Source organism: Nonomuraea harbinensis, assembly GCF_019396385.1.
GTDB classification, from domain to species: Bacteria; Actinomycetota; Actinomycetes; order Streptosporangiales; family Streptosporangiaceae; genus Nonomuraea; species Nonomuraea ferruginea.
The window spans coordinates 17846-41900 of record NZ_JAHKRN010000003.1; the positions used below are offsets into that span (position 1 = coordinate 17846).

Genomic DNA, 24055 nt, shown 5'->3' on the forward strand with positions numbered 1-24055 from the left:
CGCCACATCAGCCCTCCTCGCGCCACCCCTCGAACCGCTCGGTCAGCTCGTCCACCTTGGCCAGGCTCTCCCCGGCGAGCCCCTCCACGACGACGAGCCACTGCGCGTCCTCCGCGTCGTCCTCCCCCGCCAGCGTCTCGCGCACCACCCGGGGCACGCCCAGGCCGGGGAACCACTCGCCGAGCGTCGCCGCGACCTCCTCGGCGTCGTCGCGCTCAGAAAAGATCAGCAACTGCCTCATGAACGGCATTCTGGCAGCAGGCGAGAGCACGCGTTCACGAACAGTGAGCGGGGTACGTTGCTAACGTAAGACCATGACGGCCGAAGCGGTGAGCATTCCCATGGCGCCAGAGTCCTCGCTGCCCGACTGGATCTTCCCTCCCCCCGAGGGGTTCACGGCGGAGGACCTCGATCACCTTCCGCATTTGCCTGCGCACACGGAGTTGATTGACGGAAGCTTGGTCTTCGTGAGCCCGCAGCTAGACTTCCACACCTCGACGATTTACCTGTTGGAGGCCGGTCTGCGCCGTGCTGCTCCGAAGGGCTACCGCGTGCGCCGCGAGATGAGCGTCAAACTCGGTCCCAGACAGCGCCCGGAGCCGGATCTGATCGTTCTCAAGCCCGGCGCCGACGTCCGCTCCTCAGCCACCTACTACCCGGCCGGCGACGTCGCCCTCGCCGTCGAAGCGGTGTCCCCCGAGTCCGAGGAGCGCGACCGAAAGCGCAAGCCCCTGCTCTACGCGGAGGCGGGCATCCCCCACTTCTGGCGGGTCGAGAACGACTCCGGCAGACCGGTCGTCTACATCTACGAACTCGACCCTGCCACCCGCGCCTACGTGACCACGGGCATCCATCACGACCGCGCCAAGGTGACCGTCCCGTTCGACATGGACATCGACCTCGCCGAGATCGACACGATCTGACCGAAAAGGGCCGGTACGAACCCGTACCGGCCCTTGACGCGTCAGGCGGAGCGCAGCTGGGCGCCGACGCGGTCGGCGGCGAGCGCCACGGCGGCGTCGCGGGCGGCGGAGATCTCCTCGGCCGTCAGCGTGCGGTCGGGGGCGCGGAAACGCATCGCGTACGCGAGCGACTTGTTGCCCGCGCCCACCTGGGCACCGGCGTAGACGTCGAACAGCCGCACCGACTCCAGCAGGTCACCCGCGCCGTCGCGGAGCGCCGCCTCGACGTCGGCCACCGGGGTGAAGTCGGGCACGATCAGCGCGACGTCCTGGGTGGCGACCGGGTAGGCGGAGATGGCCGGCGCCTGGGCCGGGCCGGGCAGGGCCGTCTCCAGGCGGGTCAGCTCCAGCTCCAGCGCGGCCGTGCGCGGCGGCAGCCCGTAGGCCTCGATGACCCGCGGGTGGAGCTCGCCCGCGTGGCCGACGAGCAGGTCGCCGAGGTAGAGGGCGGCGCACCGGCCCGGGTGCCACGGCTCGTGCTGGTCGGCCACGACCGACAGCTCCAGCCCGGCCTCGGCCGCGACGATCCGTCCGGCCTGCACCGCGTCGGCCCACGACGCCTGCCGGCCCGCGCCCCACCAGCCGGAGCGCTCGAACTCGCCGGCGAGCACCACCGCGACCCGCCACGGCTGGTCGGGCAGCGCCGCCTCGATCGAGGCCAGCTCCTCCTCGGTGGGCCGCCGCTCGACGCCGAGCACGGGGGCCGCCTCGGGCGCCCCCTCACGCGGCCGGTAGACGGCGCCGGTCTCGAACAGGGCCACGTCGGCGAAGCCGCGCCCGACGTTGCGTACCAGGGTCTTGAGCAGCCCGGGCAGCAACGTGGTGCGCATCAGCGGCTCGTCCTCGCCCAGCGGGTTGGCCAGCCGCATCGCGCGGCGGCGGGCGTCGTCGGCGGGCAGCTGCAGCCGGTCGAAGTCGTCGGCGCTGATGAACGGGTAGGCCAGCACCTCGGCGTAGCCCGCTTCGGCCAGCGCCCGGCCGACCCTCCTGCGCAGCCGCTGGCCCTCGGTGAGCCCTGCCCCCGCGGGGGCGCTGGGCAGCACGGACGGCAGCCGCTCGTACCCTTCCAGCCGGATGACTTCTTCGGCGAGGTCGCTGGGGTCGGTGAGGTCGGGCCGCCACGACGGCGGGGTCACCGTGATCATGTCGTCGCCCTTGACGGCCAGCCTGGCCGCCAGCTCGCCGCCGGTGACCACGCCGGTCGGGTCGACGCCGCCCTCGCGCACGGCCGGGTCGTCGCCGTCGACCACGACGCAGCCGATCTGCTCCAGCCTGCGCACGACGGTCTCTTTCGTGTACGGCATGCCGGCGATGTCGCCGGGGTGGGCGGCGGGGATCGACACGCGGGCGGGCCTGACCTCGACCTCGGCGTGCGTGACCCCGGGCACGATGGTGGCGCCGCCCAGCTCGGCCAGCATGCTCACGGCCCGCCAGGAGGCGACGAGCGGCAGCTCACGGTCGACGCCGCGCTCGAACCGCTTGGACGCCTCGGAGACGAGGTTGTGGCGGCGGGACTCGCGCGAGATGCCGGTGGCCGAGAAGTGGGCGGCCTCGATGACGATCTCGGTGGAACCGTCGGAGATCTCGGTCTCCAGGCCGCCCATGGTGCCGGCCATGGAGATCGGCCCCGACTGGTCGGTGATGAGGATGTCGTCGGGGTCGAGGTCGCGCACGACGTGGTCGAGCGTCTCCAGCCGTTCGCCCGGCAGCGCGCGCCGCACCACGATCTCGCCGGTGAGCTTGTCGGTGTCGAAGGCGTGCAGCGGCTGGCCGAGCTCCAGCATGAGGTAGTTGGTGATGTCGACGGCCAGCGACACCGGCCGCATGCCGGCCCGGATGAGCCGGGTGCGCATCCACAGCGGGCTCTTGGCCTCCGGGTCGAAGCCGGTGACCTGGCGCAGCACGAACCGGTCGCACGCGGTCGGGTCGTCGATGCAGGCCGGCCAGGCCCGGCTGGTGTGCTCGGGCGGCCGCACGTCGGCGGGGTCGCGGAACGCCGCCCCGAACGCGATCGCGACCTCGCGGGCCACGCCCCGGATCGACAGCGCGTAGCCGATGTCGGGGGTGATCTCCAGCTCGATCACGTCGTCGCGCAGGCCGAGCAGCTCCACCACGTCGGCGCCGACGGGGGTGCCGGCGGGCAGCACCATGATGCCCGCGTGGTCCTCCCCCAGGCCCAGCTCGCGTTCTGAGCAGATCATGCCCTCGGACAGGCGGCCGTAGGTCTTGCGGGCGCCGACCTCGAACCCTCCGGGCAGCACGCCGCCGGGCAGCACCACGGGGACGCGGTCGCCGACGGCGAAGTTGGTGGCGCCGCAGACGATCTCGCGCGGCGTCGGCTCGCCGACCTCGACCCGGCAGTGGCGGATCGGCTTCTTGAAGCCGGTCAGCTCCTCGATCTCCAGCACCTCGCCGACGACGACGTTCTTGACGTCGTGGCCGTGGGAGGCGATGGACTCCAGCTTGAGCCCGGCGGCCGTGAGCTTGTCAGCCACCTCTTGGGCGGTGACCGCCGGGAGATCGACATACTCCCGCAGCCAGGAAAGCGGGACCCTCATCAGATCTCCATTCCGAACGGGAGCGTGAAGCGCACGTCTCCCTCGATCATGTCGCGCATGTCCTCGGCGTTGTGGCGGAACATCAGCGTCCGCTCGATGCCCATCCCGAAGGCGAACCCGGAGTAGACCGACGGGTCGATGCCGCAGGCGACCAGCACCCGCGGGTTGACCATGCCGCAGCCGCCCCACTCGATCCAGCCCTCGTTCTTGCAGGTGCGGCAGGGCGGGTTGCCGGGCACCGCCGAGGCGCCGCGGCAGACGAAGCACTTGAGGTCCATCTCGGCGGACGGCTCGGTGAAGGGGAAGTAGTTGGGCCGGAACCTGGTGGTGATGCCCTCACCGAACATGACCTCGGCGAACCGGTCGAGCGTGCCCTTGAGGTGGGCCATGGTGAGGCCCTTGTCGACGGCCAGGCCCTCGGTCTGGTGGAAGACCGGGGTGTGGGTGGCGTCGAGCTCGTCGGTGCGGAACGTCTTGCCGGGCGCGATCGCGTAACACGGCGCGCCGCGCTCCAGCAGGGCGCGGATCTGCAGCGGCGAGGTCTGCGTGCGCAGCACCATGCCCGAGTCGGTGGAGCCGACGAAGAACGTGTCGTGCTCGGAGCGGGCCGGGTGGTCCTTGGCGATGTTGAGCGCCTCGAAGTTGAACCACTCGCCTTCGAGCTCGGGGCCTTCGGCCACCTCGTAGCCCATCGCGACGAACGTGTCGGCGATGCGCTCCTGCAGCGTGGTCAGCGGGTGGCGGGCGCCGCGCGGGCGGCGGTCCCACGGCAGGGTGACGTCGACGGTCTCCTCGACGAGCACCCGGGCGTCGCGCTCGGCCTCCAGCTCGGCCTGCCGGGCGGCCAGCGCCTCGGCGACGGCTCTGCGGGCGGTGCCGACCCGCTTGCCCGCCTCGGCGCGGGCGGCGGGCGGCAAGGCGCCGATCTCGCGGTTGGCCAGGGCGAGGGGCGAGCGGTCGCCGGAGTGCGCCAGCCTGGCCTGCTTGAGTGCGTCGAGGCTGCCGGCCGCCTTGATCGCCGCGATGGCGTCGGCCTCCATCCGGGACACCTCGTCGGCGTGCAGCGGGGTGACCTCGACCGGGTCGTAGTCAGACAAGAGTGAGCTCCGTATCCAGGGCTTGAGCGGGAAAAGTCTAGTGGTGGCCCACCGGTCCCGGTGTCACGCGAAGTCGGGCGTGCCGGTGGGCACGGTAAATCGGAACTCCGCCCCGCCCTCGGGCGCCTGCTGCACGGTGATGGTGCCGCCGTGGGCCTCCACCAGCCCCTTGACGATGAACAGGCCGAGGCCGGTGCCGCCACGCTTGCGGCTGTTGCCGCGCCAGAACTGCCTGAATACGCGCGGGGCCACCTCGGGCCTGACGCCCTCGCCCTGATCGCGCACCGACACGGCCACTCCCCACCCGACGGACTCGATCTCGATGGTCACGGTGCCTCGACCGTGACGCACCGCGTTTTCCACCAGGTTAGCCAGGATCTGGTCAACCTTGTCCTGGTCAAGCCACATTTCGGGAAGATCGTCACCCGTGATGAGGCGGAAGCGGTCCTCCTGCTCGCCCGCCGCGACCCGCCCGGCGACGACCCGTCGGGCCCTGGCGGGGATGTCGACGACCTGGCGGCGCAGCTCCAGCCGGCCGGACTCGATGCGGGAGACGTCGAGCAGCTCGGTGATGAGCCGGGTGACGCGGTCGGCGTCGTTGTTGACGGTCTCGAGCATGACGAGCTTCTGCTCTTCGGTGAAGCGGCCCCACTTGGCGAGCAGCGTCGCGGTGAACCCCTTGACGCTGGTCAGCGGCGAGCGCAGCTCGTGGGCGACCGTGGAGACCAGGTCGGCGCGGCTGCGCTCCAGCCGGGCCCGGGCGCCGCCGTCGCGCAGCGTGATCGCCACCCGCTCGACGTCGCCGCACCGCTCCGGCTCACGGACGAACCGCGCGGTCACGTACAGCTCCTGGCGGCCGGGCAGGTGGAGGGGCTTCTCCGGGACGCGGCTGCGGGTGCGCAGGCCGCCCTCGGGGTCGAGCGCCTTCCACCAGTCGCGGCCGTCGTTGTCGCGGAACGGGAACACCTCGTTCATGTCGCGGCCGACGGCGCGTTCGGGCGTGACGCCGGTGAGCCGGGAGGCGGCGCGGTTGACCGCGAGCACGCGGCCGAACCGGTCGGCGACGACGAGCCCGTCAGGGAGATCGTCGATCGCTATCGTGCACGCGGCGGCAACCAGCCGCCCATCGGTGTCTGCGCCGTGCACGACCTCGCCTCCTCCGCCTCCAAGGCCGACAATAGCGGGTTTCCCGCCGCCTAGGGCACTCGCTGAGCCCTGGCGGAGGAGTAAAGGCACACCGCCGCGGCGGTGGCCAGATTGAGGCTCTCGGCCTGTCCGTAGATGGGCACGCGCACCACATCGTCGGCCAGCCCGAGCACCTCTTCGGGAAGGCCCCACGCCTCGTTGCCGAAGATCCACGCGGTGGGCCCCGACAGGTCGACGTCGTCGAGCGTGTGGCGGCCCGCGCCGTCCGCCGCGAGCACGCGCAGCCCACGCTCCTTCAGCCGGCGCACGGCCTGCGCGACCGGGGCGCCGACGGCCACGGGCACGTGGAACAGGCTACCCGCGCTGGCGCGCACGCACTTGCCGTTGTACGGATCCACGCTGGCATCGGTGAAGAGCACCGCGTCCGCGCCCGCGGCGTCGGCGGCGCGCATGACGGTGCCGGCGTTGCCCGGGTCGCGCACGTGCGCGAGCACCGCCACCAGGCGGGCGGCCTCGGGCAGGGCGTCGTCGAGCGGCACGTGCACCGGCCGGCACACGGCGACCAGGCCCTGCGGGGTGACGGTCTGCGACAGCTCGGCCATGACCTCGCCGCTGGCCCGGTGGACCGGGACGCCCTGGTCGGCGGCCGTGCCGACCAGCTCGGGATGGCGCGCCTCGGCCTCGGCTGTGGTGAACAGCTCCAGCGTGATCCCGTCCAGCTTGAGCGCCTCGCGCACCGCCTGCGGGCCCTCGGCCAGGAACTTGCGGTCCTGGTCCCGGAAGGCGCGTTTGGTGAGCCTGCGAGCCGCCTTGACCCGCGGCGACCGGACGTTGGTCAGCTCGGCTCCGGCCATCTCACTCCTGTTGGGTGCGTGCATGGAAAAGGGCCCACCACTCGGGTGAGCCCTTCCCGCAGAATTCGGGTCAGCCCGCGGCCGGCGCGTTCACGTTCGCGGGCAGCGCCTTCTTGGCGGCCTCGACGAGCGTGGCGAAGGTCTGGCTGTCGTTCACCGCGAGATCGGCGAGGATCTTGCGGTCCACCTCGATGTTGGCCAGGCGCAGGCCCTGGATGAGGCGGTTGTAGGTGATGCCGTTCTGACGAGCCGCGGCGTTGATCCGCTGGATCCACAGACGGCGGAAGGCGCCCTTGCGGTCCTTGCGGTCCCGATAGGCGTACGTCATCGAGTGGAGCATCTGCTCCTTGGCCTTGCGGTAGAGCCGCGACCGCTGGCCACGGTAACCGGTTGCCCGCTCGAGAACGACCTTGCGCTTCTTCTTGGCGTTGAGCGCCCGCTTCACGCGTGCCATTTTATTCTCCCCGGGGGTTCGCGCTACTTGCCGAGCAGCTTCTTGATCTTCTTGGTGTCGGCCTCGGAAAGGACGACCTCGTTCTTGAGACGGCGCGTCAGCTTAGACGACTTCCACTCGTTGTAGTGAGCGCGGTTGGCGCGGCGGCGCTTCACCTTGCCGGTGCCGGTAAGCCGGAACCGCTTCTTCGCACCGCTGTGCGTCTTCATCTTCGGCATCTCGCCGTCTCTCCTCAATTCGGTCGTGCCGGTGGCCGGGCCGGCGGCGGAGCCGGCCCGGTCTTCGGCGTCTTCGTCTGGCTGCTCGGGGGTGCGCCAGTAAGGCTAACCCGAGCCGCGGGTCACGCCTCCTGCTTGGAGGGCTCCTCGCTGCCATGCTGGGCCTTCGCGGCGGCCTTCTCGGCCTTGGCCTCGGCCTTCTTCTTGTGCGGACCGATCACCATGATCATGTTGCGGCCGTCCTGCTTGGGCTGGGACTCCACGAAGCCGAGCTCCTGGACGTCCTGCGCGAGCCGCTGCAGAAGCCTGAATCCCAGCTCGGGCCGGGACTGCTCACGGCCCCTGAACATGATCGTGACTTTGACCTTGTCTCCCGCCTTGAGGAACCGGACGACGTGACCCTTCTTGGTCTCGTAGTCGTGCGGGTCGATCTTCGGCCGGAGCTTGATCTCCTTGATGATCGTGTGCGCCTGATTCTTGCGCGCCTCGCGCGCCTTCATCGCGGACTCGTACTTGAACTTTCCGTAGTCCATGAGCTTGCACACGGGCGGTCGAGCCGTCGCCGCGACCTCGACGAGGTCAAGGTCGGCTTCCTGGGCGAGCTTGAGTGCGTCGTGGATGGACACGATGCCCACCTGCTCGCCGTTCGGGCCCACGAGGCGCACCTCGGGAACTCGGATACGCTCGTTGATGCGGGGCTCAGTGCTGATGGGGCCTCCTAGGTTTGCGATCCCTACGTGCTCGTCGTGCCGGGAGCTCCCGCGAAACGCGAAAAGCCCCGCACGTCGCGCATGCGGGGCCACTGAGCTCTTCGGCATCGTGGCCTTCAAGCTCCCCGGAGTAGTCCGGCGTGATCCTTGACCCGGCCACCTTTCGGTCGCTCGGGTGGGAGGGAGACCTCCGCTTGCGCGTCCAGCAATGGCATGCCGGACCGATCAGAGAGCTACGCTACCACAACACCGGCGCGACCTCGAATCTTCCCCGTGGGCGGCGGCCGCCCTGATAAACTTCTGTCCAGTCTGGACAGAAGGAGGGGCTTCATGGGCGTTTGGCAGCTTCAGGAGGCCAAGCAGCGTTTCAGCGAGGTCGTCAGGAAGGCGCACGACGAGGGACCCCAGATCGTCACCCGTCACGGGTTGGACGTGGCGGTGATCATCGACATGGAAGAGTACCGCCGGTTCAAGGGCGAGCAGCCGGACTTCAAGGAATTCCTGCTCAACGGACCAGACCTGTCCGATTTGGAGCTGACCCGCTCCCGGGACCTGCCTCGGGAAGTCGACTTCGGTGACGGCTGGTGAGCCACCTCCTCGACACGAACGTCGTGTCAGAGATGACCAAGCGCTCGCGGGACCCGCATGTGCAGGCCTGGCTGGACAGCACCAACGGCCCCATCCTGCACCTGAGCGTCCTTGTGCTGGGTGAGATCCGCAAAGGCGTCGAGCAGCTGCGCCGCCGCGACCCGGCGCAGTCCGGGGTCTACGAGGCCTGGCTCGACAGGCTCCAGCGCGAATTCAGCACGCGGATCATACCGATCACGGCCGACGTGGCCGAAGAGTGGGGACGGCTGCACTCCAAGCGACCGCTCCCCGTCGTCGACGGCCTCATCGCCGCCACGGCCCGCGCCCGTGGTCTCACGCTGGTCACTCGCAACGTCAAGGACTTCGACGGCCTGGCCGTGAAGATGGTCAACCCGTTCGAGTGGCCCGTCTGAGGATCTCGGCCTCGCCGGCCGCTCGCATCGCCGCCACCGGGACGTCGGCGCGGCCCGTCATCAGCTCCACCTGGCGCACCGCCTGGTGGAGCAGCATCGGGAAACCGCCGATCACGATGCCGCCCGCCGCCTCGACGGCCGCCGCCGCCCGGGTCGGCCAGGGCGAGTAAACCACGTCGAACAGCGCGGGCACCCCGGCCAGCCGGTCGGCGTGCGCGTCGGCGGCGCCGCCCGGCAGGGTGGAGACCACCAGGTCGACCCCGAGGACCGTGTCGAGCTTGTCGAACGTCTGCACGGCCAGCGCCATCCCGAGCCGCTCGGCCGCGCCCGCCGTCTCGCCGGCCCGCGCCGGATCGCGGACCACCAGCGTGGCCTCGTGCAGACCCAGGTCGCGCAGCGCGGCCAGCGTCGAGCAGGCGGTGGCGCCGCCGCCCAGCACGGTCGCCGAGCGCGGCGCGGGCACGCCGGCCTCGGCCAGGGCCTGCTCGATGCCGTGGACGTCGGTGTTGTGGCCGTGGGCGGCGCCGCCGGCGAACACCACGGTGTTGGCCCCGCCGACCTCCAGCGCCACCTCGGACACGGTGTCGAGCAGCGGCAGCACGGCGCGCTTGAGCGGCATGGTCAGCGACAGCCCGGCCCACGTGCCCGGCTCCTCCGGCCCTTCGCCGCGCACCGGGCGCAGCTCGCGCAGCAGGCCAGGCAGCGCCGCCTCGTCGCACTCGAACGCGTCGTAGCTCCAGCCGGACAGCCCCATCTCACGGTAGGCGGCCCGGTGCAGGTGCGGCGAGAGCGAGTGGGCGATCGGCGAGCCCATCACGGCAGCTCGCATGCACCCCCCTTTCGGTCCGCCATCATACGGGTCAGCCGCCGGACGAGTTCCGCTCCAGCTCGGCGAGGAGCGCCTGGAACTCCGCGTCGGTGGTGGCGAACTTGGTGACGTTGCTCTTCGGGTCGGTGGCGGCGAAGAACAGCCAGGGCCCCTTGGCGGGGTTGAGCGCCGCCTCGATGGCGTGGTCACCGGGGTTGGCGATCGGGCCGGGCGGCAGGCCGAGGTTCTTGTACGTGTTGTACGGAGACTTGATCTCCAGCTCGGCGTGCGTCGCCCTGGTGCGGTAGCGGCGCCAGGCGTACATGACCGTGCTGTCCATCGACAGCGTCATCTCCGGCTCGTGGTTCATCCGGTTGTAGATGACCCGCGCGATCTTCGGCATGTCCTCGTGACGGCCCGCCTCCGCCTGGATGATGCTGGCGATGGTGATCATCTCGTGCGGCGTGTAGCCCATCTTCTTGGCGCTGGACTCCAGCTCGAACTTCTCGGCCGTCTGGTTGAACCGCTCGATCATCTGCGCGAGCATCTCGGCCGGGGTGGCTTTCGGCTGGAAGTCGTACGTGGCCGGGAAGACGTAGCCCTCCAGCTTGCCCTTGGCGTACGAGGGCAGGCCGAGATCCTCGGCGCTCTTGGCCGCGTTCTCGAAATCCTTCGGCTTCCTGCCGGTCTTCTCGGCGAGCTGCTTGAAGGTGTCGGACAGCCGCAGGCCTTCCTTGATCGTCGCCTTGGCCACGATCAGGTTGCCCGGGTCGAGCAGCTTGACCGCCTCGGCCGCGGCCATCTGCTTGCGCAGCTTGTACGTGCCGGGCTGCAGGGAGGAGCTCTTGCCCGCGCTGTCGATGGCGTTGGTGAAGGCCCTGGCGCTGGCGACGACACCCTGCCGCTGCAGCTCCTGCGCCACCTCGGAGGCGCTCTGGCCGTCCTTGATCTCGATGACGACCTCGCCCGTGCCCTGGCCGGTGTAGTCGTCGGGCACCAGCGCGTCGCTGACCCATCGGTAGCCGTAGTAGCCGCCGCCGCCGATGATGCCGGCCAGGATGATGAAGGCGAGCAGCGGGGCGAGGAAGCCGCCCCGGTTGCGGCGGCGCCGCCGCCTGCTGCCCCGCCGGCCGTTGCGGCCCCGGCCCCGGCGCCTGCCGCGGCCGTCGTCGTCATCCGAACCGAGCAGGAAGTCCATGTCGTCGAGATCGTTCATAGGTGAGCTGGCCAATCTCCCGGTACTGCTGGCCCGGCGCCGATTGGGAGCGCCTGGCGGCGGGGGGTCACCGAGCGGATGAGGGGGATGCGCCGGTCACGCCCTGACGACCGGCCGAGGTCACTGTGGGTAGCCATGCTAGAGGATGGAAAGAGCGCGTGTGTCCCGGCTCGGAAGGGTCGCCTGGATGGTGCGACGTCCTCCCGAACTGCGGTTACTGGCCCGGTGAGCATGAGTTCGTCCCGAGTCTCTCGTTCGGCTCTTTCCGGTATCTCACGAACTCGCTCTCTTTGCGGGTGAATTGGGTGATTCTATGCACCTGAGGTTGGCTACCAAACCTGCTGCCCGAACCCTCGGCAGTGTGTCCGCCGCCTGGCGTGCGAGCGGACGGTTCACCCAGAGTGACGGGTACACGCCGGTACGAGACGTCCGTTCCGGCATGAGCGTGCCCGCCCACTTTAGCGATCTTCAACGGCAGGGGCGTCCTGCTCACAAATGCGAGTCTTCCCCCGAAAACGGCACACACACGAACCCGTTCACAACCGCCTGTGTTTCCGGGCGAATCGGACGAAGCATCTGCGTGCGCGCTCCTCCGTACCCCCGCGCGACCAGCGGCGAGCTTGCGCGGAACCGGCGCGCGGGAGGTCGTCCGGGCAGGCCGGAGCGCGAAGGCGCGCGGATGGGTGGGTGAGATGTGCGGGGGTGGCCGGCGGCCCGTCATGAGGCGGGGTCGCCGGGCGGGGTGACGGGGTGGCCCGGCGGCCTGTCGGTGGCGCGTTCGGAGTCGAGGGCGTCCTGCAGCAGCACCACCGCCGCCGCCTGGTCGATGACTCCGCGCTGCTTCTTGGCCCGCACGCCGCTGGCGCGCAGCCCGTGCTGCGCGGCGACCGTGGTGAGCCGCTCGTCGAAGAGCCGGACCGGCGTCGGAGCCAGCCGGGCCGCGAGCAGGCCCGCGAACTCGCGGGCGAGCGCCGCGGCGGCGCCCTGGCGCCCCGACAGCGACGTGGGCAGCCCCACCACCACTTCGATCGCCTCGTGCTCGGCGGCGATCGCGGCGATGCGGTCGAGGTCGCCCTTGCCGCGCTTGACGGTCTCCACCGGCGTGGCGAGCATCCCCGATGGGTCGCTGCGCGCCACGCCGATGCGAACCGACCCGACGTCGACGCCGAGCCGTGTGCCGAACCTCATGTCAGCCGAGCTGCTCCGTGATGGCCTGTTCGACGAGCCGCAGCGCGTCGCCGATCGCCTCGGGACGGCTGCCGCCACCCTGTGCGACGTCGTCCTTGCCGCCACCGCCACCTCCAAGCGCCTTGGCGGCGACGCCGACCAGTCGTCCGGCCTTGAGCCCGCGCTCGCGTCCCGCCTCGTTGACCGCGGCGACCACCACGGGCCGGTCGGAGGGGACGCCGGCGACAACGATCACCGCCGGCCGGTCGGACGGGAACCTGCCGCGTACGTCCAGCGCGAGCTTACGCAGATCGTCGGCGTTCGTGCCATCAGGCGCGCGGTGTGTCACGACGGACACTCCGTGCAGGTCGGTGGCCTTGCCCGCGAGTTCGCCGGCCACCTGCAGCACCTGGGCGGAGCGGACCTTCTCCAGCTCCTTCTCCGCCGCGCGGAGCCGGGTGACGATGCCCTCGACGCGCTCGGGCAGCTCCTCGCGGCGCGCCTTGAGCTGCTCGGTGAGCTGCGAGACCAGCACGCTCTCCCGCGCCAGGTAGCGGAAGGCGTCGATGCCGACCAGCGCCTCGACGCGGCGCACGCCCGCGCCCACCGACTGCTCGGCCAGCACCTTGACCAGGCCGAGCTGGCCGGAGCTGTGGACGTGGGTGCCGCCGCAGAGCTCGCGGGAGTAGTCGCCGATCTCGACCACGCGGACCTCGTCGCCGTACTTCTCGCCGAACATCGCCAGCGCGCCCATCGCCCTGGCCTCGGCCTGCGAGGTGTAGAAGGCGTTGACCTTGAGGTCGTTGACGAGGACGGCGTTGACCTCGTCCTCGACGTCGCGCAGCACGCTCTGCGGGACCGCGCCCGCGGCGGTGAAGTCGAAGCGGAAGCGGCCGGGCGAGTTCTCGGAGCCCGCCTGGGCCGCCGTCTCGCCGAGCGCGTTCTTGAAGCCGCGGTGGACCATGTGGGTGGCGCTGTGGCTGCGCGAGATCGCCCGCCGCCGCTCCAGGTCGATCTCGGCGTGCGCCTCGTCGCCGGTCTTGAGCTCGCCGCTGCGGATCCTGCCGCGGTGGACGACGAGGCCCCCGATCGGCGACTGCACGTCGAGGATCTCGACCTCGGCGCCGCCGGTGCGGATGACGCCCTGGTCGGCGAGCTGGCCGCCGCCCTCGGCGTAGAACGGGGTGCGGCCGAGCACGACCTCGACCTCGGTGCCCGCGCCCGCCGCCGGCACCGACGCGCCGTCGACGAGGATGCCGACGATCGTGGTGTCGGCCGCGGTCTCGTCGTAGCCGAGGAACTCGACCTTGCCCGCCTCCTCCAGGAGCCGGCCGAAGATGGAGACGTCGGCGTTGCCGATCTTCTTCGCCGCCGCGTCGGCCTTGGCGCGCTCGCGCTGCTCCTTCATCAGGCGGCGGAAGCCCTCTTCGTCGACCTTGAGCCCTTGCTCGGCCGCCATCTCAAGGGTGAGGTCGATCGGGAAGCCGTAGGTGTCGTGGAGCTGGAAGGCCTGCTCGCCGGAGAGCGTGGCCGCCTTCTTGCGCTTGGTCTCCTCGACGGCCACGTCGAAGATCGCGGTGCCGGTGCGGAGCGTGCCGAGGAACGACGCCTCCTCGGCGTCGATGACCGCGTGGATCTGCGGCGCGTCGGTCTTGAGCTCGTCGTACTGCTCCCCCATGACGTTGATCGCCACGTCGGTCAGGGTGTGCATGAGCCGCCGGTCGCCGGAACCGAGCAGGCGCAGGTTGCGCACGGTGCGGCGGAGCAGGCGGCGCAGGACGTAGCCGCGGCCCTCGTTGCCGGGCATGACGCCGTCGGCCACCAGCATGGTGCCGGCGCGCACGTGGTCGGCGATGACCCGCAGGCTCACGTCGGTGCGCGGGTCACGGCCGTAGGCGGTGCCGGTCAGCTCCGCCGCCTTGTCGAGGATCTTGTAGGTGGTGTCGATCTCGTAGATGTTGTCGACGCCCTGCAGGATCGCCGCCATGCGCTCCAGGCCCATGCCGGTGTCGATGTTCTTGCTGGGCAGCTCGCCGGCCACGTCGAAGTCGACCTTGGAGCGGACCTCGCTGAGCTGGTACTGCATGAACACGAGGTTCCACACCTCGAGGTAGCGGTCCTCGTCGGCGACGGGGCCGCCCTCGCGCCCGTACTCGGGGCCGCGGTCGTAGTAGATCTCCGAGCAGGGGCCGCCGGGGCCGGGCACGCCCATGTGCCAGTAGTTGTCGGCCAGGCCGCGCCGCTGGATGCGGTCGGCGGGCAGGCCGACCGTCTTGTGCCAGATCTCGAACGCCTCGTCGTCGTCCTGGTAGACCGTCGCCCACAGCCGGTCCTCGGGGAAGCCGAAGCCGCCCTCGGACTCGGGCTTGGTGAGCAGCTCCCAGGCGTACGGGATCACCTCGGCCTTGAAGTAGTCGCCGATGGAGAAGTTGCCGAGCATCTGGAAGAACGTGGCGTGGCGGGTCGTCCTGCCGACCTCGTCGATGTCGGGGGTGCGCACGCATTTCTGCGCGGTGGCCAGCCGGGACGCCGGAGGCTTGCGCTGCCCCAGGAAGTACGGCTTGAAGGGCACCATACCGGCGGGAACCAGGAGGAGCGTCGGGTCCTCAGCGATCAGGCTGGCCGAGGGCACTACTTTGTGCCCACGCTCCTCGAAGAAGCGCAGGAAGCGGCGGGCGATCTCTGCCGACTCCATGGCGGCCATCCTTTGCGTTAGTCGTTGTGTTCAGGGTTGTCGAGGCCGAAACGGGCCCGCAACTCGATTTCGCGGCCGGCGGCCTCGCCGAGCGCGTCAGAAGTAAAGTCTCTCACCTGTTCGAGCATGCCCGCGGCACCGTGGGCGGTCCTGCGGGCGACGTGGTTGGGGTGGAGCGCCTGCAGCTTGCGCATCACCCACAGGGAGAGGAACGCGCCGAGCGACAGGTAGAACAGCCGCCTGATCATCGCCGCCGCCCCGTCCTGCGCGGCTTGCGGGCCTCGATGGCCCGGCGCACGCCGTAGCTGAGGGACGACACCTTGATCAGCGGACCGGTGAAGACGGTCTGGGTGACGGCGCTGAGCCGGGCGGCGTGGCCGGTCACCTGCTTGACGTCCCTGGCGATGGACTCGACGGCGACGAGCTGCCGGTTCGTCTCGTTGACCGTGAGGCTCATGTCGTCGAGCAGCGGCGTCAGGCGGGCGTTCAGCTCGGAGACCGCCTTGGTCGTCTCGGTGAGCAGCCTGGCGAGCTTGAGGAGCGCCATCGTGAGAACGCAGACCAGGACCACCCATCCCGTGGCCGCGATCAGCCCGGCGACCTCTCCAGCGGTAAGCATCCGCGCATCTCCCTCGTACGCTGGGCCGGAACGTCAAGACCCTATCGTGTCCGGCGGACGAGGTCGGCGATGACCGAGTCCTTGATCACGCGGCGTGCCAGGCCCGTTCCGGTCCTGACCTCGGCCATCCCGTCCCGCCGGCCCGTCTCCGGTACGGGAAACGGGCCTCCTCGCCGTGCGGGTGCGGTGGCTGGGGTCCCGTCCGAGTGTGCTGATGAATTCCCGTACGGGATCCGTACGAGTACGCATGCCTTCGCAACACGGCCCGTACGAGTGCGGATGCCTCCGAGACGCAGCCCGGTACGCGAGCTGCCACCTCCCGGAGCAGGACGCCATCGTTGCCCGGCAGACTTAAGGCTGAAGATCGCGGACGAGGACGCGCCCTTGGCGGCCGAGGCCGGTGCAGGACCCCGTGGCGGCCTTCGCGGGTGGATTCGCGACGGGAGGGACCACTACGGGACGCGGGCGTACGCGCGGGCCGGGGTGGCGCCCGACGCGGCGTGAGGCGGGACGGCGGTGAAGTAGGCGCCCGTGGGCGGCAGCGCTTCCAGGCCGGTGAGGGACTCGGCGATGGGTATGCCTGCCTCCAGGAGGAGGCGCCGCGGTTCGCCGAGCGTGCGCGCATCGGTGGCGACCAGAGCGACAGCCTGTGAGACGAGCCAGCGAGCGGCTGCCTCGCTCAGACACTCGGCCGCCTGGGTCTGCAGCAGGACCGCGTGACCGCGGACGACGAAGGGCGCCAGAGCACCGACGCCGATCGTCTCCCAGTCCGCCCCGGAGGCACGCACCACCACCGCGGGAAGCTCGACCGTACGTGCAAGACCGGCACCCAGAACGTCAATAGCCTCCTCGCGGGTCACTGACGGCCCATCGCCACCAACCACCGTCTCCGGGCCGAGTCCGGCAGCCTCCCCCTCACCAGCGGGAGCCTCCCCTCGGCCCGTGTCCGACCCGGCCGAGGGCTCCGCAGGAGCTGCAGCGCGCTCGACACCACCCGAGCCCTCCCCGCCGACTACGGCAGGTCCAATCCCACCAGCTCCGGTCTCCCCGCAGGCCGCGGCGGGCCCGGCCACACCCGCCGCGGCCTCTCCTCGGCCTGCGACCGGCCCGAGCATGCCGACCGCGACCTCCTCACGGACCGCAGCGTGCTCGGCACCAGCCGAACGCTCCCCGCAGACTGCGGCAAGCCCGACCACACCCGCCGCAGCCTCCCCTCGGCCTGTGGCCGGTCCAAGCGGGCCGACCGCAGCCTCCCCACGGACTGCGACGCGCTCGACATCAGTCGAACCCTCCCCGCAGGCTGCGGCTGGACCGACTCCGCCGGCTGCGGTGCCCCTGAGTGCCGCGGGGGCGGCTACGCCGGCAGGAAGTTCCAGGCGGGTGGCGGGCGTGTCGAGGGGGAGGATGCGGCCGTGGAAGGCCGCGGGGGCGGTGCGGTCGCTGGGGCCGCCCCGGGTGCCTTTGTGCGGTTCGGGGAAGACGCGCACGTTGGAGAGCTCGACCGCGTCGGTCATCAACAGCCCGAGTGAGGCCACGAACAGGGCGGCGATCTCGTCCTCGGTGACGCCGGGCGAGGGCACGTCGACGCGGAAGTCGTGGACGGTCAGATCGCCGCCGTTGCCGAAGGTGATGGACGCGTCGAAGGCTGCGCGGTGGTCGGTCATTACCGGGCGTCCCTGAGATCGGGAATGTCGTGGTCGGTCATGCCCCCGGCATCCCCGAGTTCATGGAGGTCGTGGTCGGTCGTTCCCGAGCATCCCTGGGAACGTCGTGGTCGGTCATCCCCCGCGACCCCCGAGCTCATGGATGGCGTGCCCCGGCGACCCCCATGCCCATGAACGGCATGGCCCGGAGGCGGCGCGGTCATGGGGATCCGCGCAGGAAGTCGCGGATGCGCGCCCAGCGTTCGGCGACCGGCGCCTCGGCGCCGTGGCGGGTGGGCTCGTAGTAGCGCCGGTCGCGGATCTGCTCGGGCGCGTAGTCCTGGCGGACGAGGCCGTGCTCGAAGTCGTGGGGGTACTTGTAGGCCTCGCCGTGGCCGAGCTTGGCCGCGCCGGGGTAGTGGGCGTCGCGCAGGTGGCCGGGCACCTGGCCGATCAGGCCGCGCCGGACGTCGCCGACGGCGGCGCCGATGGCCTTCACCACGGCGTTGGACTTGGGGGCCAGCGCGCAGTGGATGACCGCGTGGGCGAGGTTGATCTGCCCTTCGGGCAGGCCGATGAGCTGCACCGCCTGGGCGGCGGCGACCGCGGTCTGCAGGCAGGCGGGGTCGGCCATGCCGACGTCCTCGGAGGCGAAGATGACGATGCGGCGGGCGATGAAGCGCGGGTCCTCCCCCGCCTCGATCATGCGGGCCAGGTAGTGGAGCGCGGCGTCGGCGTCGGAGCCGCGCATCGACTTGATGAACGCGCTGATGACGTCGTAGTGCTGGTCACCCTGCCGGTCGTAGCGGACGGCCGCCTTGTCGACGGCCTTCTCCACCACCTCGATCGTGATGTCGTCGGACAGCAGGGCCGCCGCTTCGAGGTAGGTCAGCGATCTGCGGGCGTCGCCGCCGGCGAGGCGGACGAGCTGGTCGAGGGCCTCCGGGGCGAGCGTGGCGCGTCCGCCGAGCCCGCGCTCGTCGGACACCGCCCGTTCCAGCACCGCGCGGACGTCGTCGTCGCCGAGGGATTCGAGGGTGAGCAGCAGCGAGCGCGACAGCAGCGGCGAGATGACGGAGAAGAACGGGTTCTCGGTGGTGGCGCCGATGAAGGTGACCCAGCGGTTCTCGACGGCGGGCAGCAGGGCGTCCTGCTGGGCCTTGTTGAAGCGGTGCACCTCGTCGACGAAGAGCACGGTCTGGCGGCCGCTCATGCCGAGCTCGCGGCGGGCGGCGTCGATGGCGGCGCGGACGTCCTTGACGCCGGCGGAGACGGCGGAGATCTCCACGAAGCGGCGCTTGGTGACGTTGGACACGACGTAGGCGAGGGTGGTCTTGCCGGTGCCCGGCGGCCCCCACAGGAACAGCGACATCGGCGCCTCGCTCTCGACCAGCCGGCGCAGCGGCGTGCCGGGGCCGAGCAGGTGGCGCTGGCCGATCACCTCGTCGAGGCTGCGGGGACGCATGCGGACGGCCAGGGGCTGAGGTGTGGCCTCCTCGGCCGCCGAATCGAACAAGCTCTCCACATCCGCGAGGTTACAGCTCCCACACAGCTCTCGCGCCCGAGTCCCCCGCCAGGAAGACGTAGTACGCCGTCACCGCGGCCAGCACCACGGTCAGGGCGGACAGCACCGCCGTGCCGGGCCTGCCGAACCGGTCGCCGCGGGAGGCGTAGACCAGGACGAGCGACACCGAACCGAGACCCGCGGCCGACAGCAGCAGGGGGACGGCGTGCGCCTCGTGGGCGCTGATCCGCTGGCCGAGCTCGCCCCCGGCGGTGGCGAAGCGGGCGGCCTTGAGGCTCTGCCCGCTCTGCCAGGCGGCGAAGACAGCCACGGGGGCGGCGATCGAGAGCAGCGTCACCGCCCACGCCGTCGCGGCCCGCCAGCGGGGCACGAGGGCGTAGGCTACGGCGACCGCCACGAGCATGGGCGTCAGCACCACCGCGAAGTGCACCACGAGGGGGTGCGCGGGCAGGCCGAGAACCTGATCGAACATACGGGGCTCCTTAGTTTCGTTTTCAACTACGAATCCCGGATCGATATGGTTCCACCCTTCCGGCCACACAGGTGGCTTCTGGTCACTTACGTCCAGCACATATCTAGGGCCGGTAGCATTCCCCAAGTTGTTTGGTCATGTGTAGGCAAAGATGGAGGACATACCGGTGAGCGGCGACGACGACGACCGCCAGAGCGAATTGGCGCGTCAGCACAAGGAGCGGCAGCGGCAACGCGCCGCCGAGCAGTCGTCCAAGGCGAGGCGCAACACCTTCATCGGCGCGGGCGTGGCCGTCGCTGTGGTGGCCGGTGGCATCTTCGCCGTGACGACCCTGGTCAACAACAACGCGCCAGGCACGCCGGCGGCGGCCGAGTCCTCGGCGTCCGCCAGTCCCACGGAGGAGCCCATCACGGCGCTCCCGACGCCGACCAAGACCGGCCCGGTGACCTGCCAATACAAGCGGGACACCTCGGACGTGCCGATGAAGTACGTGGGCATGCCGGGCAAGAAGCCGAACCTGAAGCTGTCGAAGATGACGGTCACGACCAACCACGGTGACATCGTCATCGAGGTCGACCCGCAGCTCACGCCCTGCTCGGTGAACTCGATGGCGTTCCTGGCCAAGAAGGGCTTCTACGACAACACCAAGTGTCACCGGCTGGTGACGCCCGAGGTGTCGGGGCTCTACCTGCTGCAGTGCGGCGACCCGAAGGCCAAGGCCGACGGCGAGAACCCGACCGACGGCCAGGGCACGGCGGGCTACACGTTCCTCGACGAGGCCGCGGGCGCGATCCCGTACGGCAGGGGCGTGGTGTTCCTGACGCAGCCGGCCGACGCGGCGGGCCAGAACAGCAGCCAGTTCGCCATCTCGCTGTCGGACGAGAACACCCAGATCGACCCGGTGTACTCGGTGCTCGGCATGGTGACCTCCGGCCTGGAGATCATCGACAAGGTGGCCAAGGACGGCGTGATCGTCAACGACGACGACATCACCGGCGACGGCGGCTCCACGGCGCCCAAGACGCCGATCATCATCAAGAAGGTCAAGCTCTCCTGAGAAGAGCCGCGAAAGAACGGCAGGCGCCGCGGTGGGCGCCTGCCGTTTCGCATGTCAGGCGTCGGCCTTGGGCCGGGCGTCGACGCCCGCCTCCTTGCGCTGTCCGGCCGTGATGGGCGTGGGCGCGCCGGTGAGCGGGTCGAAGCCGGAGGCCGTCTTCGGGAACGCGATCACGTCGCGGATCGACTCGCCGTCCGACAGCAGCATGCAGATGCGGTCCCAGCCGTAGGCGATGCCGCCGTGCGGCGGCGGGCCGTACTTGAACGCCTCCAGCAGGAAGCCGAACTTGCTCTCCGCCTCCTCCTTGGAGATGCCGAGCACGTCGAAGACGCGCTGCTGCATCTCGGCGCGGTGGATGCGGATCGAGCCGCCGCCGATCTCCATGCCGTTGCAGACCATGTCGTAGGCGTAGGCGAGCGCCTCGCCCGGATGGTCCTGGAAGTTGTCGGACCACTCCGGCTTGGGGCCGGTGAACGGGTGGTGCACGGCGGTCCAGCCGCCCTCGCCGTCCTCCTCGAACATGGGCGCGTCCACGACCCACAGGAACGACCAGAGCGACTCGTCGATGAGCCCGCAGCGGCGGCCGATCTCCAGGCGGGCGGCGCCGAGCAGGTCGCGGGCGGCGCCGCGGGCGCCCGCGGCGAAGAACACCGCGTCGCCGGGCGCGGCGCCGGCCTTGCCCGCCAGGCCGGAGGTCTCCTGCTCGGACAGGTTCTTGGCGACCGGGCCGCCGAGCGTGCCGTCTTCCTGGACGAGCACGTAGGCCAGGCCCTTGGCCCCGCGGCTGCGCGCCCACTCCTGCCAGCCGTCGAGCTCCTTGCGGGTCTGGGAGGCGCCGCCCGGCATGACGACCGCGCCGACGTACTCGGCCTGGAAGACGCGGAAGGAGGTGCCGGAGAAGTAGTCGGTCATGTCGACGAGCTCCTGGCCGAAGCGCAGGTCGGGCTTGTCGGAGCCGTAGCGGGCCATCGCGTCGGCGTAGGTCATGCGGGGCAGCGGCAGGGGGATCTCGTAGCCGAGGATCTCGCGCCACAGCCGGCCGATCAGCTTCTCGCCGACCGCGATGACGTCCTCCTGGTCGACGAAGGACATCTCGATGTCGATCTGGGTGAACTCCGGCTGCCGGTCGGCGCGCAGGTCCTCGTCGCGGTAGCACTTGGCGAGCTGGTAGTAGCGCTCCAGGCCGGCCACCTGCAGCAGTTGCTTGAACAGCTGCGGCGACTGCGGCAGGGCGTACCAGCTGCCCGGCTGGAGCCGGACCGGCACCAGGAAGTCGCGGGCGCCCTCGGGGGTGGAGCGGGTCAGCGTCGGCGTCTCGACGTAGACGAAGCCGAGCTCGTTCATCACCTCGTTGGCGAGGTAGGTCGCCTTGGAGCGCACCCGCATCGCCTCGGCCACCTGCGGGCGGCGGATGTCGAGGTAGCGGTACTTCAGCCGGGCCTCCTCGGAGACGCCCGTGCCGCCCTCGATGGGGAACGGCAGCGGCGCGGACTCACTGAGCACCTCGACCGCGTCGGCCACCACCTCGACCTCGCCGGTGGGCAGGTCGGGGTTCTCGTTGCCCTCGGGGCGCACGCGGACCTGGCCGACCACCTTCACGCAGTATTCGGCGCGCAGGTCGTGGGCGTGGTCCTCCTCCCGGAAGACCACCTGCGCCGAGCCGGAGGCGTCGCGCAGATCGATGAAGACCACCCCGCCGTGGTCACGGCGGCGGGCCACCCATCCGGCGAGCGTCACCTGCTGCCCGGCGTGCTCCTTGCGGAGCGACCCGGCCGTATGCGTGCGGATCACTGCACTTTCCCCTTCAAGACTTCCACGACCCGGGCCAGCGGCACCTCGGTCTGCTCAGCGGTGGTCAGGTCTTTCACTTGCACGGCTTGCGCCGCCAGGTCACGCTCGCCCAGGATCAGCGCGTAACGGGCCCCCGAGCGGTCGGCGCCCTTCATCGCTCCCTTGAGCCCCTTGCCGCCGAAGGCCATGTCGGCGCTGACGCCGGCCTCGCGCAGCTCGGCCACGAGCAGGAACATCCGGCGGCGGGCGTCGTCGCCCAGCGCGACACCGTACACCTGGACGCCGCCGGGCGCGGCATCGCCGAGCAGCCCCTCGGACTCCATGGCCAGGACCGTGCGGTCGACGCCGAGCGCCCAGCCGACGCTGGGCAGCGGCGGGCCGCCGAGCATCTCGCTGAGCCCGTCGTAGCGGCCGCCGCCGCCGATCGCCGACTGCGAGCCGAGCCCGCCGTGGACGAACTCGAACGTGGTGCGGGTGTAGTAGTCGAGCCCGCGCACCAGCCTGGGGTCGTCCTCGTACGCGACGCCGGAGGCCTTCAGCAGGGCGCGGACCTCCTCGTGGTAGGCCTTGCAGGCGGCGCACAGGTGGTCGACGACCAGCGGCGCGCCGCCGAGCTGGGCCTGCACCTCGGGGCGCTTGTCGTCGAGCACCCGCAGCGGGTTGATCTCGATGCGGGCCCGCGTCTCCTCGTCCAGGTCGAGCCCGCGCAGGAACTCCTGCAGCGCGGCGCGGTAGGCGGGGCGGCAGGTCTTGTCGCCGAGCGAGTTGAGCAGCAGCGTGAACTGACGCAGGCCCAGCGAGGCGAAGGCGCGGGCGGCGAGCACGATCAGCTCGGCGTCGAGCGCCGGGTCCTCGGCGCCCAGCGCCTCCGCGCCGACCTGCCAGAAGTGGCGGTAGCGGCCCTTCTGGGCGCGCTCGTAGCGGAACTGGCTGCCCGAGTACCACAGCTTCACCGGCAGCTGGCCGTTGTGCAGGCCGTGCTGGAGCACGGCGCGGACCACCGACGCCGTGCCCTCCGGGCGCAACGTCAGCGAACGGCCCTTCTTGTCGGGGAAGGTGTACATCTCCTTGGAGACGATGTCGGTCGACTCGCCCACTCCCCTGGCGAACAGCTGGGTGTCTTCGAAGACCGGCGTCTCGACGTAGCCGTATCCCGCGCGCCTGGCCGGGGCGACGAGCGCCTCGCGGACGGCGAGCACCTGCTCGGAGCGGGGAGGCAGCCAGTCGAAGGTGCCTTTGGGTGCTTGGAAGGTCATCAGATTCCTCTTGTGGGACCGGCGTGCGGCGCGGCCTCCTTGAGATAAGGATTGGTGGCGCGCTCGCGGCCGATCGTGGTCTGTGGTCCGTGGCCCGGCAGGACGACCGTATCGTCAGGCAGCGGCAGGCACTTGGCGGCGAGGCTGCGCAGGATCGTCGGATAGTCGCCGCCCGGCAGGTCGGTGCGGCCGATGGAGCCGGCGAACAGCAGGTCACCGGAGAACATCACGCCGCGGCCCGCGTCTCCCCTGAAGCTCACCGACCCCCTGGTATGGCCGGGCGTGTGGTCGACGACCAGCTCCATGCCCGCGAGCTGCAGCGTGGCGCCGTCGGACAGCTCGCGCACGTCGTCGGGCTCGCTGAGGGTGAGGTCGCCGAAGAGGGAGGAGCTCGTGGAAGACCAGCCCGCCGCCGGGTCGCTCAGCAGGTGGCGGTCGTCGGGGTGGATCCAGGCCGGCACGCCGCGCGCGCCGCACACCGGGGCGACCGACCAGACGTGGTCGAGGTGGCCGTGGGTGAGCAGGACCGCGACCGGCTTGAGACGATGCTCACGCAGCAGTTCGTCGACCCCCTCGACAGCGTCCTGACCGGGGTCTATGATCACGCACTCCTCGCCTTCCGCGGGCGCGATGACGTAACAATTGGTCTGGAAGGCCCCTGCGGGGAAGCCGGCGATGAGCATCTGCCTCAGCTGATCTCGTCAAAAAAGCCAATGGGAATGTAACCGAAGGGTACCGGTGCGGGTCGCCGGGCTGCGAATCATCGGCCTTTGGCCGATACGATTCGCCCACCTCAGTTGATTGAC

24 protein-coding genes are annotated in these 24055 nt (G+C 70.7%); 4 read left to right on the forward strand and 20 right to left on the reverse strand.

The window, feature by feature from the left end; translation table 11 throughout:
• Window positions 1-7: 7 nt before the first annotated feature.
• Entirely contained in the window at window positions 8-241 is a 234-nt protein-coding gene (locus KME79_RS03540; RefSeq protein ID WP_148031215.1) for a hypothetical protein, read from the reverse strand.
• 73 nt (window positions 242-314) lie between these two features.
• Between KME79_RS03540 and KME79_RS03545 the strand changes: the two genes are divergently transcribed.
• A complete protein-coding gene (locus tag KME79_RS03545; protein WP_246639239.1) occupies window positions 315-923 on the forward strand; it encodes a Uma2 family endonuclease in 609 nt (202 codons plus the stop codon).
• Between the two features lie 41 nt (window positions 924-964).
• Here the strand turns inward: KME79_RS03545 and KME79_RS03550 are convergent, their stop codons facing one another.
• The 7 genes from KME79_RS03550 to infC form a co-directional block, all read right to left on the reverse strand.
• Window positions 965-3520, reverse strand: coding sequence for a phenylalanine--tRNA ligase subunit beta (locus tag KME79_RS03550; protein WP_219543309.1), 2556 nt, complete (start codon window positions 3518-3520; stop codon window positions 965-967).
• Complete coding sequence (gene pheS, locus KME79_RS03555) at window positions 3520-4560, reverse strand: phenylalanine--tRNA ligase subunit alpha (protein ID WP_246639256.1); 1041 nt, start codon at window positions 4558-4560, stop codon at window positions 3520-3522. Before pheS ends, KME79_RS03550 begins: the two co-directional genes overlap by 1 nt.
• Before the next feature lie 120 nt (window positions 4561-4680).
• The gene (locus KME79_RS03560) at window positions 4681-5763 is read right to left on the reverse strand and encodes a sensor histidine kinase (protein WP_219543310.1); all 1083 of its coding nucleotides are present in this window, start codon (window positions 5761-5763) and stop codon (window positions 4681-4683) included.
• 50 nt (window positions 5764-5813) lie between these two features.
• Window positions 5814-6617, reverse strand: coding sequence for a TrmH family RNA methyltransferase (locus KME79_RS03565; RefSeq protein WP_219543311.1), 804 nt, complete (start codon window positions 6615-6617; stop codon window positions 5814-5816).
• A gap of 70 nt (window positions 6618-6687) precedes the next feature.
• Entirely contained in the window at window positions 6688-7071 is a 384-nt protein-coding gene (rplT, locus tag KME79_RS03570; protein ID WP_148031211.1) for a 50S ribosomal protein L20, read from the reverse strand.
• A gap of 23 nt (window positions 7072-7094) precedes the next feature.
• Complete coding sequence (gene rpmI, locus KME79_RS03575) at window positions 7095-7289, reverse strand: 50S ribosomal protein L35 (protein ID WP_148031210.1); 195 nt, start codon at window positions 7287-7289, stop codon at window positions 7095-7097.
• A gap of 122 nt (window positions 7290-7411) precedes the next feature.
• Window positions 7412-8020 carry a translation initiation factor IF-3 gene (gene infC, locus KME79_RS03580; protein WP_148034513.1) on the reverse strand — a complete coding sequence of 203 codons (609 nt, stop codon included), beginning with the start codon at window positions 8018-8020 and terminating at the stop codon, window positions 7412-7414.
• 309 nt (window positions 8021-8329) lie between these two features.
• On the opposite strand from infC, the gene KME79_RS03585 reads away from it, so the two are divergent.
• Together KME79_RS03585 and KME79_RS03590 are read left to right on the forward strand one after the other, a co-directional pair.
• A complete protein-coding gene (locus KME79_RS03585; RefSeq protein ID WP_148031209.1) occupies window positions 8330-8587 on the forward strand; it encodes a type II toxin-antitoxin system Phd/YefM family antitoxin in 258 nt (85 codons plus the stop codon).
• On the forward strand, window positions 8584-9000 hold the full coding sequence (locus KME79_RS03590; protein WP_148031208.1) for a type II toxin-antitoxin system VapC family toxin: 417 nt from the start codon (window positions 8584-8586) through the stop codon (window positions 8998-9000). Before KME79_RS03585 ends, KME79_RS03590 begins: the two co-directional genes overlap by 4 nt.
• Here KME79_RS03590 and KME79_RS03595 read toward each other — a convergent pair.
• The 9 genes from KME79_RS03595 to KME79_RS03635 all read right to left on the reverse strand — a co-directional run bounded on the left by KME79_RS03595 (window position 8975) and on the right by KME79_RS03635 (window position 19145).
• Complete coding sequence (locus KME79_RS03595; RefSeq protein ID WP_219543312.1) at window positions 8975-9829, reverse strand: shikimate dehydrogenase; 855 nt, start codon at window positions 9827-9829, stop codon at window positions 8975-8977. The two genes, KME79_RS03590 and KME79_RS03595, sit on opposite strands and share 26 nt — an antisense overlap.
• Window positions 9830-9860: 31 nt before the next feature.
• Window positions 9861-11024, reverse strand: coding sequence for an endolytic transglycosylase MltG (gene mltG, locus KME79_RS03600; protein WP_219543313.1), 1164 nt, complete (start codon window positions 11022-11024; stop codon window positions 9861-9863).
• A 717-nt stretch (window positions 11025-11741) separates the two neighbouring features.
• A complete protein-coding gene (ruvX, locus tag KME79_RS03605) occupies window positions 11742-12212 on the reverse strand; it encodes a Holliday junction resolvase RuvX (RefSeq protein WP_148031205.1) in 471 nt (156 codons plus the stop codon).
• A gap of 1 nt (window position 12213) precedes the next feature.
• On the reverse strand, window positions 12214-14886 hold the full coding sequence (gene alaS / locus KME79_RS03610) for an alanine--tRNA ligase (RefSeq protein WP_148031204.1): 2673 nt from the start codon (window positions 14884-14886) through the stop codon (window positions 12214-12216).
• 17 nt (window positions 14887-14903) lie between these two features.
• Window positions 14904-15134, reverse strand: a complete 231-nt coding sequence (locus KME79_RS03615; protein WP_148031203.1) for a hypothetical protein — start codon at window positions 15132-15134, stop codon at window positions 14904-14906.
• A complete protein-coding gene (locus KME79_RS03620) occupies window positions 15131-15505 on the reverse strand; it encodes a DUF948 domain-containing protein (RefSeq protein ID WP_219543314.1) in 375 nt (124 codons plus the stop codon). The genes KME79_RS03615 and KME79_RS03620 overlap by 4 nt, the downstream gene beginning before the upstream one ends.
• Before the next feature lie 452 nt (window positions 15506-15957).
• The gene (locus KME79_RS03625) at window positions 15958-17169 is read right to left on the reverse strand and encodes a hypothetical protein (protein WP_219543315.1); all 1212 of its coding nucleotides are present in this window, start codon (window positions 17167-17169) and stop codon (window positions 15958-15960) included.
• A 199-nt stretch (window positions 17170-17368) separates the two neighbouring features.
• A complete protein-coding gene (locus KME79_RS03630; protein WP_148031201.1) occupies window positions 17369-18673 on the reverse strand; it encodes a replication-associated recombination protein A in 1305 nt (434 codons plus the stop codon).
• Between the two features lie 10 nt (window positions 18674-18683).
• Window positions 18684-19145 (reverse strand): DUF2231 domain-containing protein, encoded by a 462-nt coding sequence (locus KME79_RS03635; protein WP_219543316.1) that lies wholly within the window; start codon window positions 19143-19145, stop codon window positions 18684-18686.
• 166 nt (window positions 19146-19311) lie between these two features.
• Here KME79_RS03635 and KME79_RS03640 point away from each other — a divergent pair, with 166 nt between their 5' ends.
• Window positions 19312-20202, forward strand: a complete 891-nt coding sequence (locus tag KME79_RS03640) for a peptidylprolyl isomerase (RefSeq protein WP_148031199.1) — start codon at window positions 19312-19314, stop codon at window positions 20200-20202.
• Window positions 20203-20256: 54 nt separating this feature from the next.
• On the opposite strand, the gene aspS is transcribed toward KME79_RS03640, so the two are convergent.
• The 3 genes from aspS to KME79_RS03655 are packed head-to-tail and all read right to left on the reverse strand — an operon-like array spanning window position 20257 to window position 23932.
• Window positions 20257-21993: an aspartate--tRNA ligase gene (gene aspS / locus KME79_RS03645; RefSeq protein WP_219543317.1), complete on the reverse strand. Its 1737-nt coding sequence runs from the start codon at window positions 21991-21993 to the stop codon at window positions 20257-20259.
• Window positions 21990-23249: a histidine--tRNA ligase gene (gene hisS / locus KME79_RS03650; protein WP_219543318.1), complete on the reverse strand. Its 1260-nt coding sequence runs from the start codon at window positions 23247-23249 to the stop codon at window positions 21990-21992. Before hisS ends, aspS begins: the two co-directional genes overlap by 4 nt.
• The gene (locus KME79_RS03655) at window positions 23249-23932 is read right to left on the reverse strand and encodes an MBL fold metallo-hydrolase (RefSeq protein WP_219543319.1); all 684 of its coding nucleotides are present in this window, start codon (window positions 23930-23932) and stop codon (window positions 23249-23251) included. Before KME79_RS03655 ends, hisS begins: the two co-directional genes overlap by 1 nt.
• Window positions 23933-24055 lie beyond the last annotated feature (123 nt).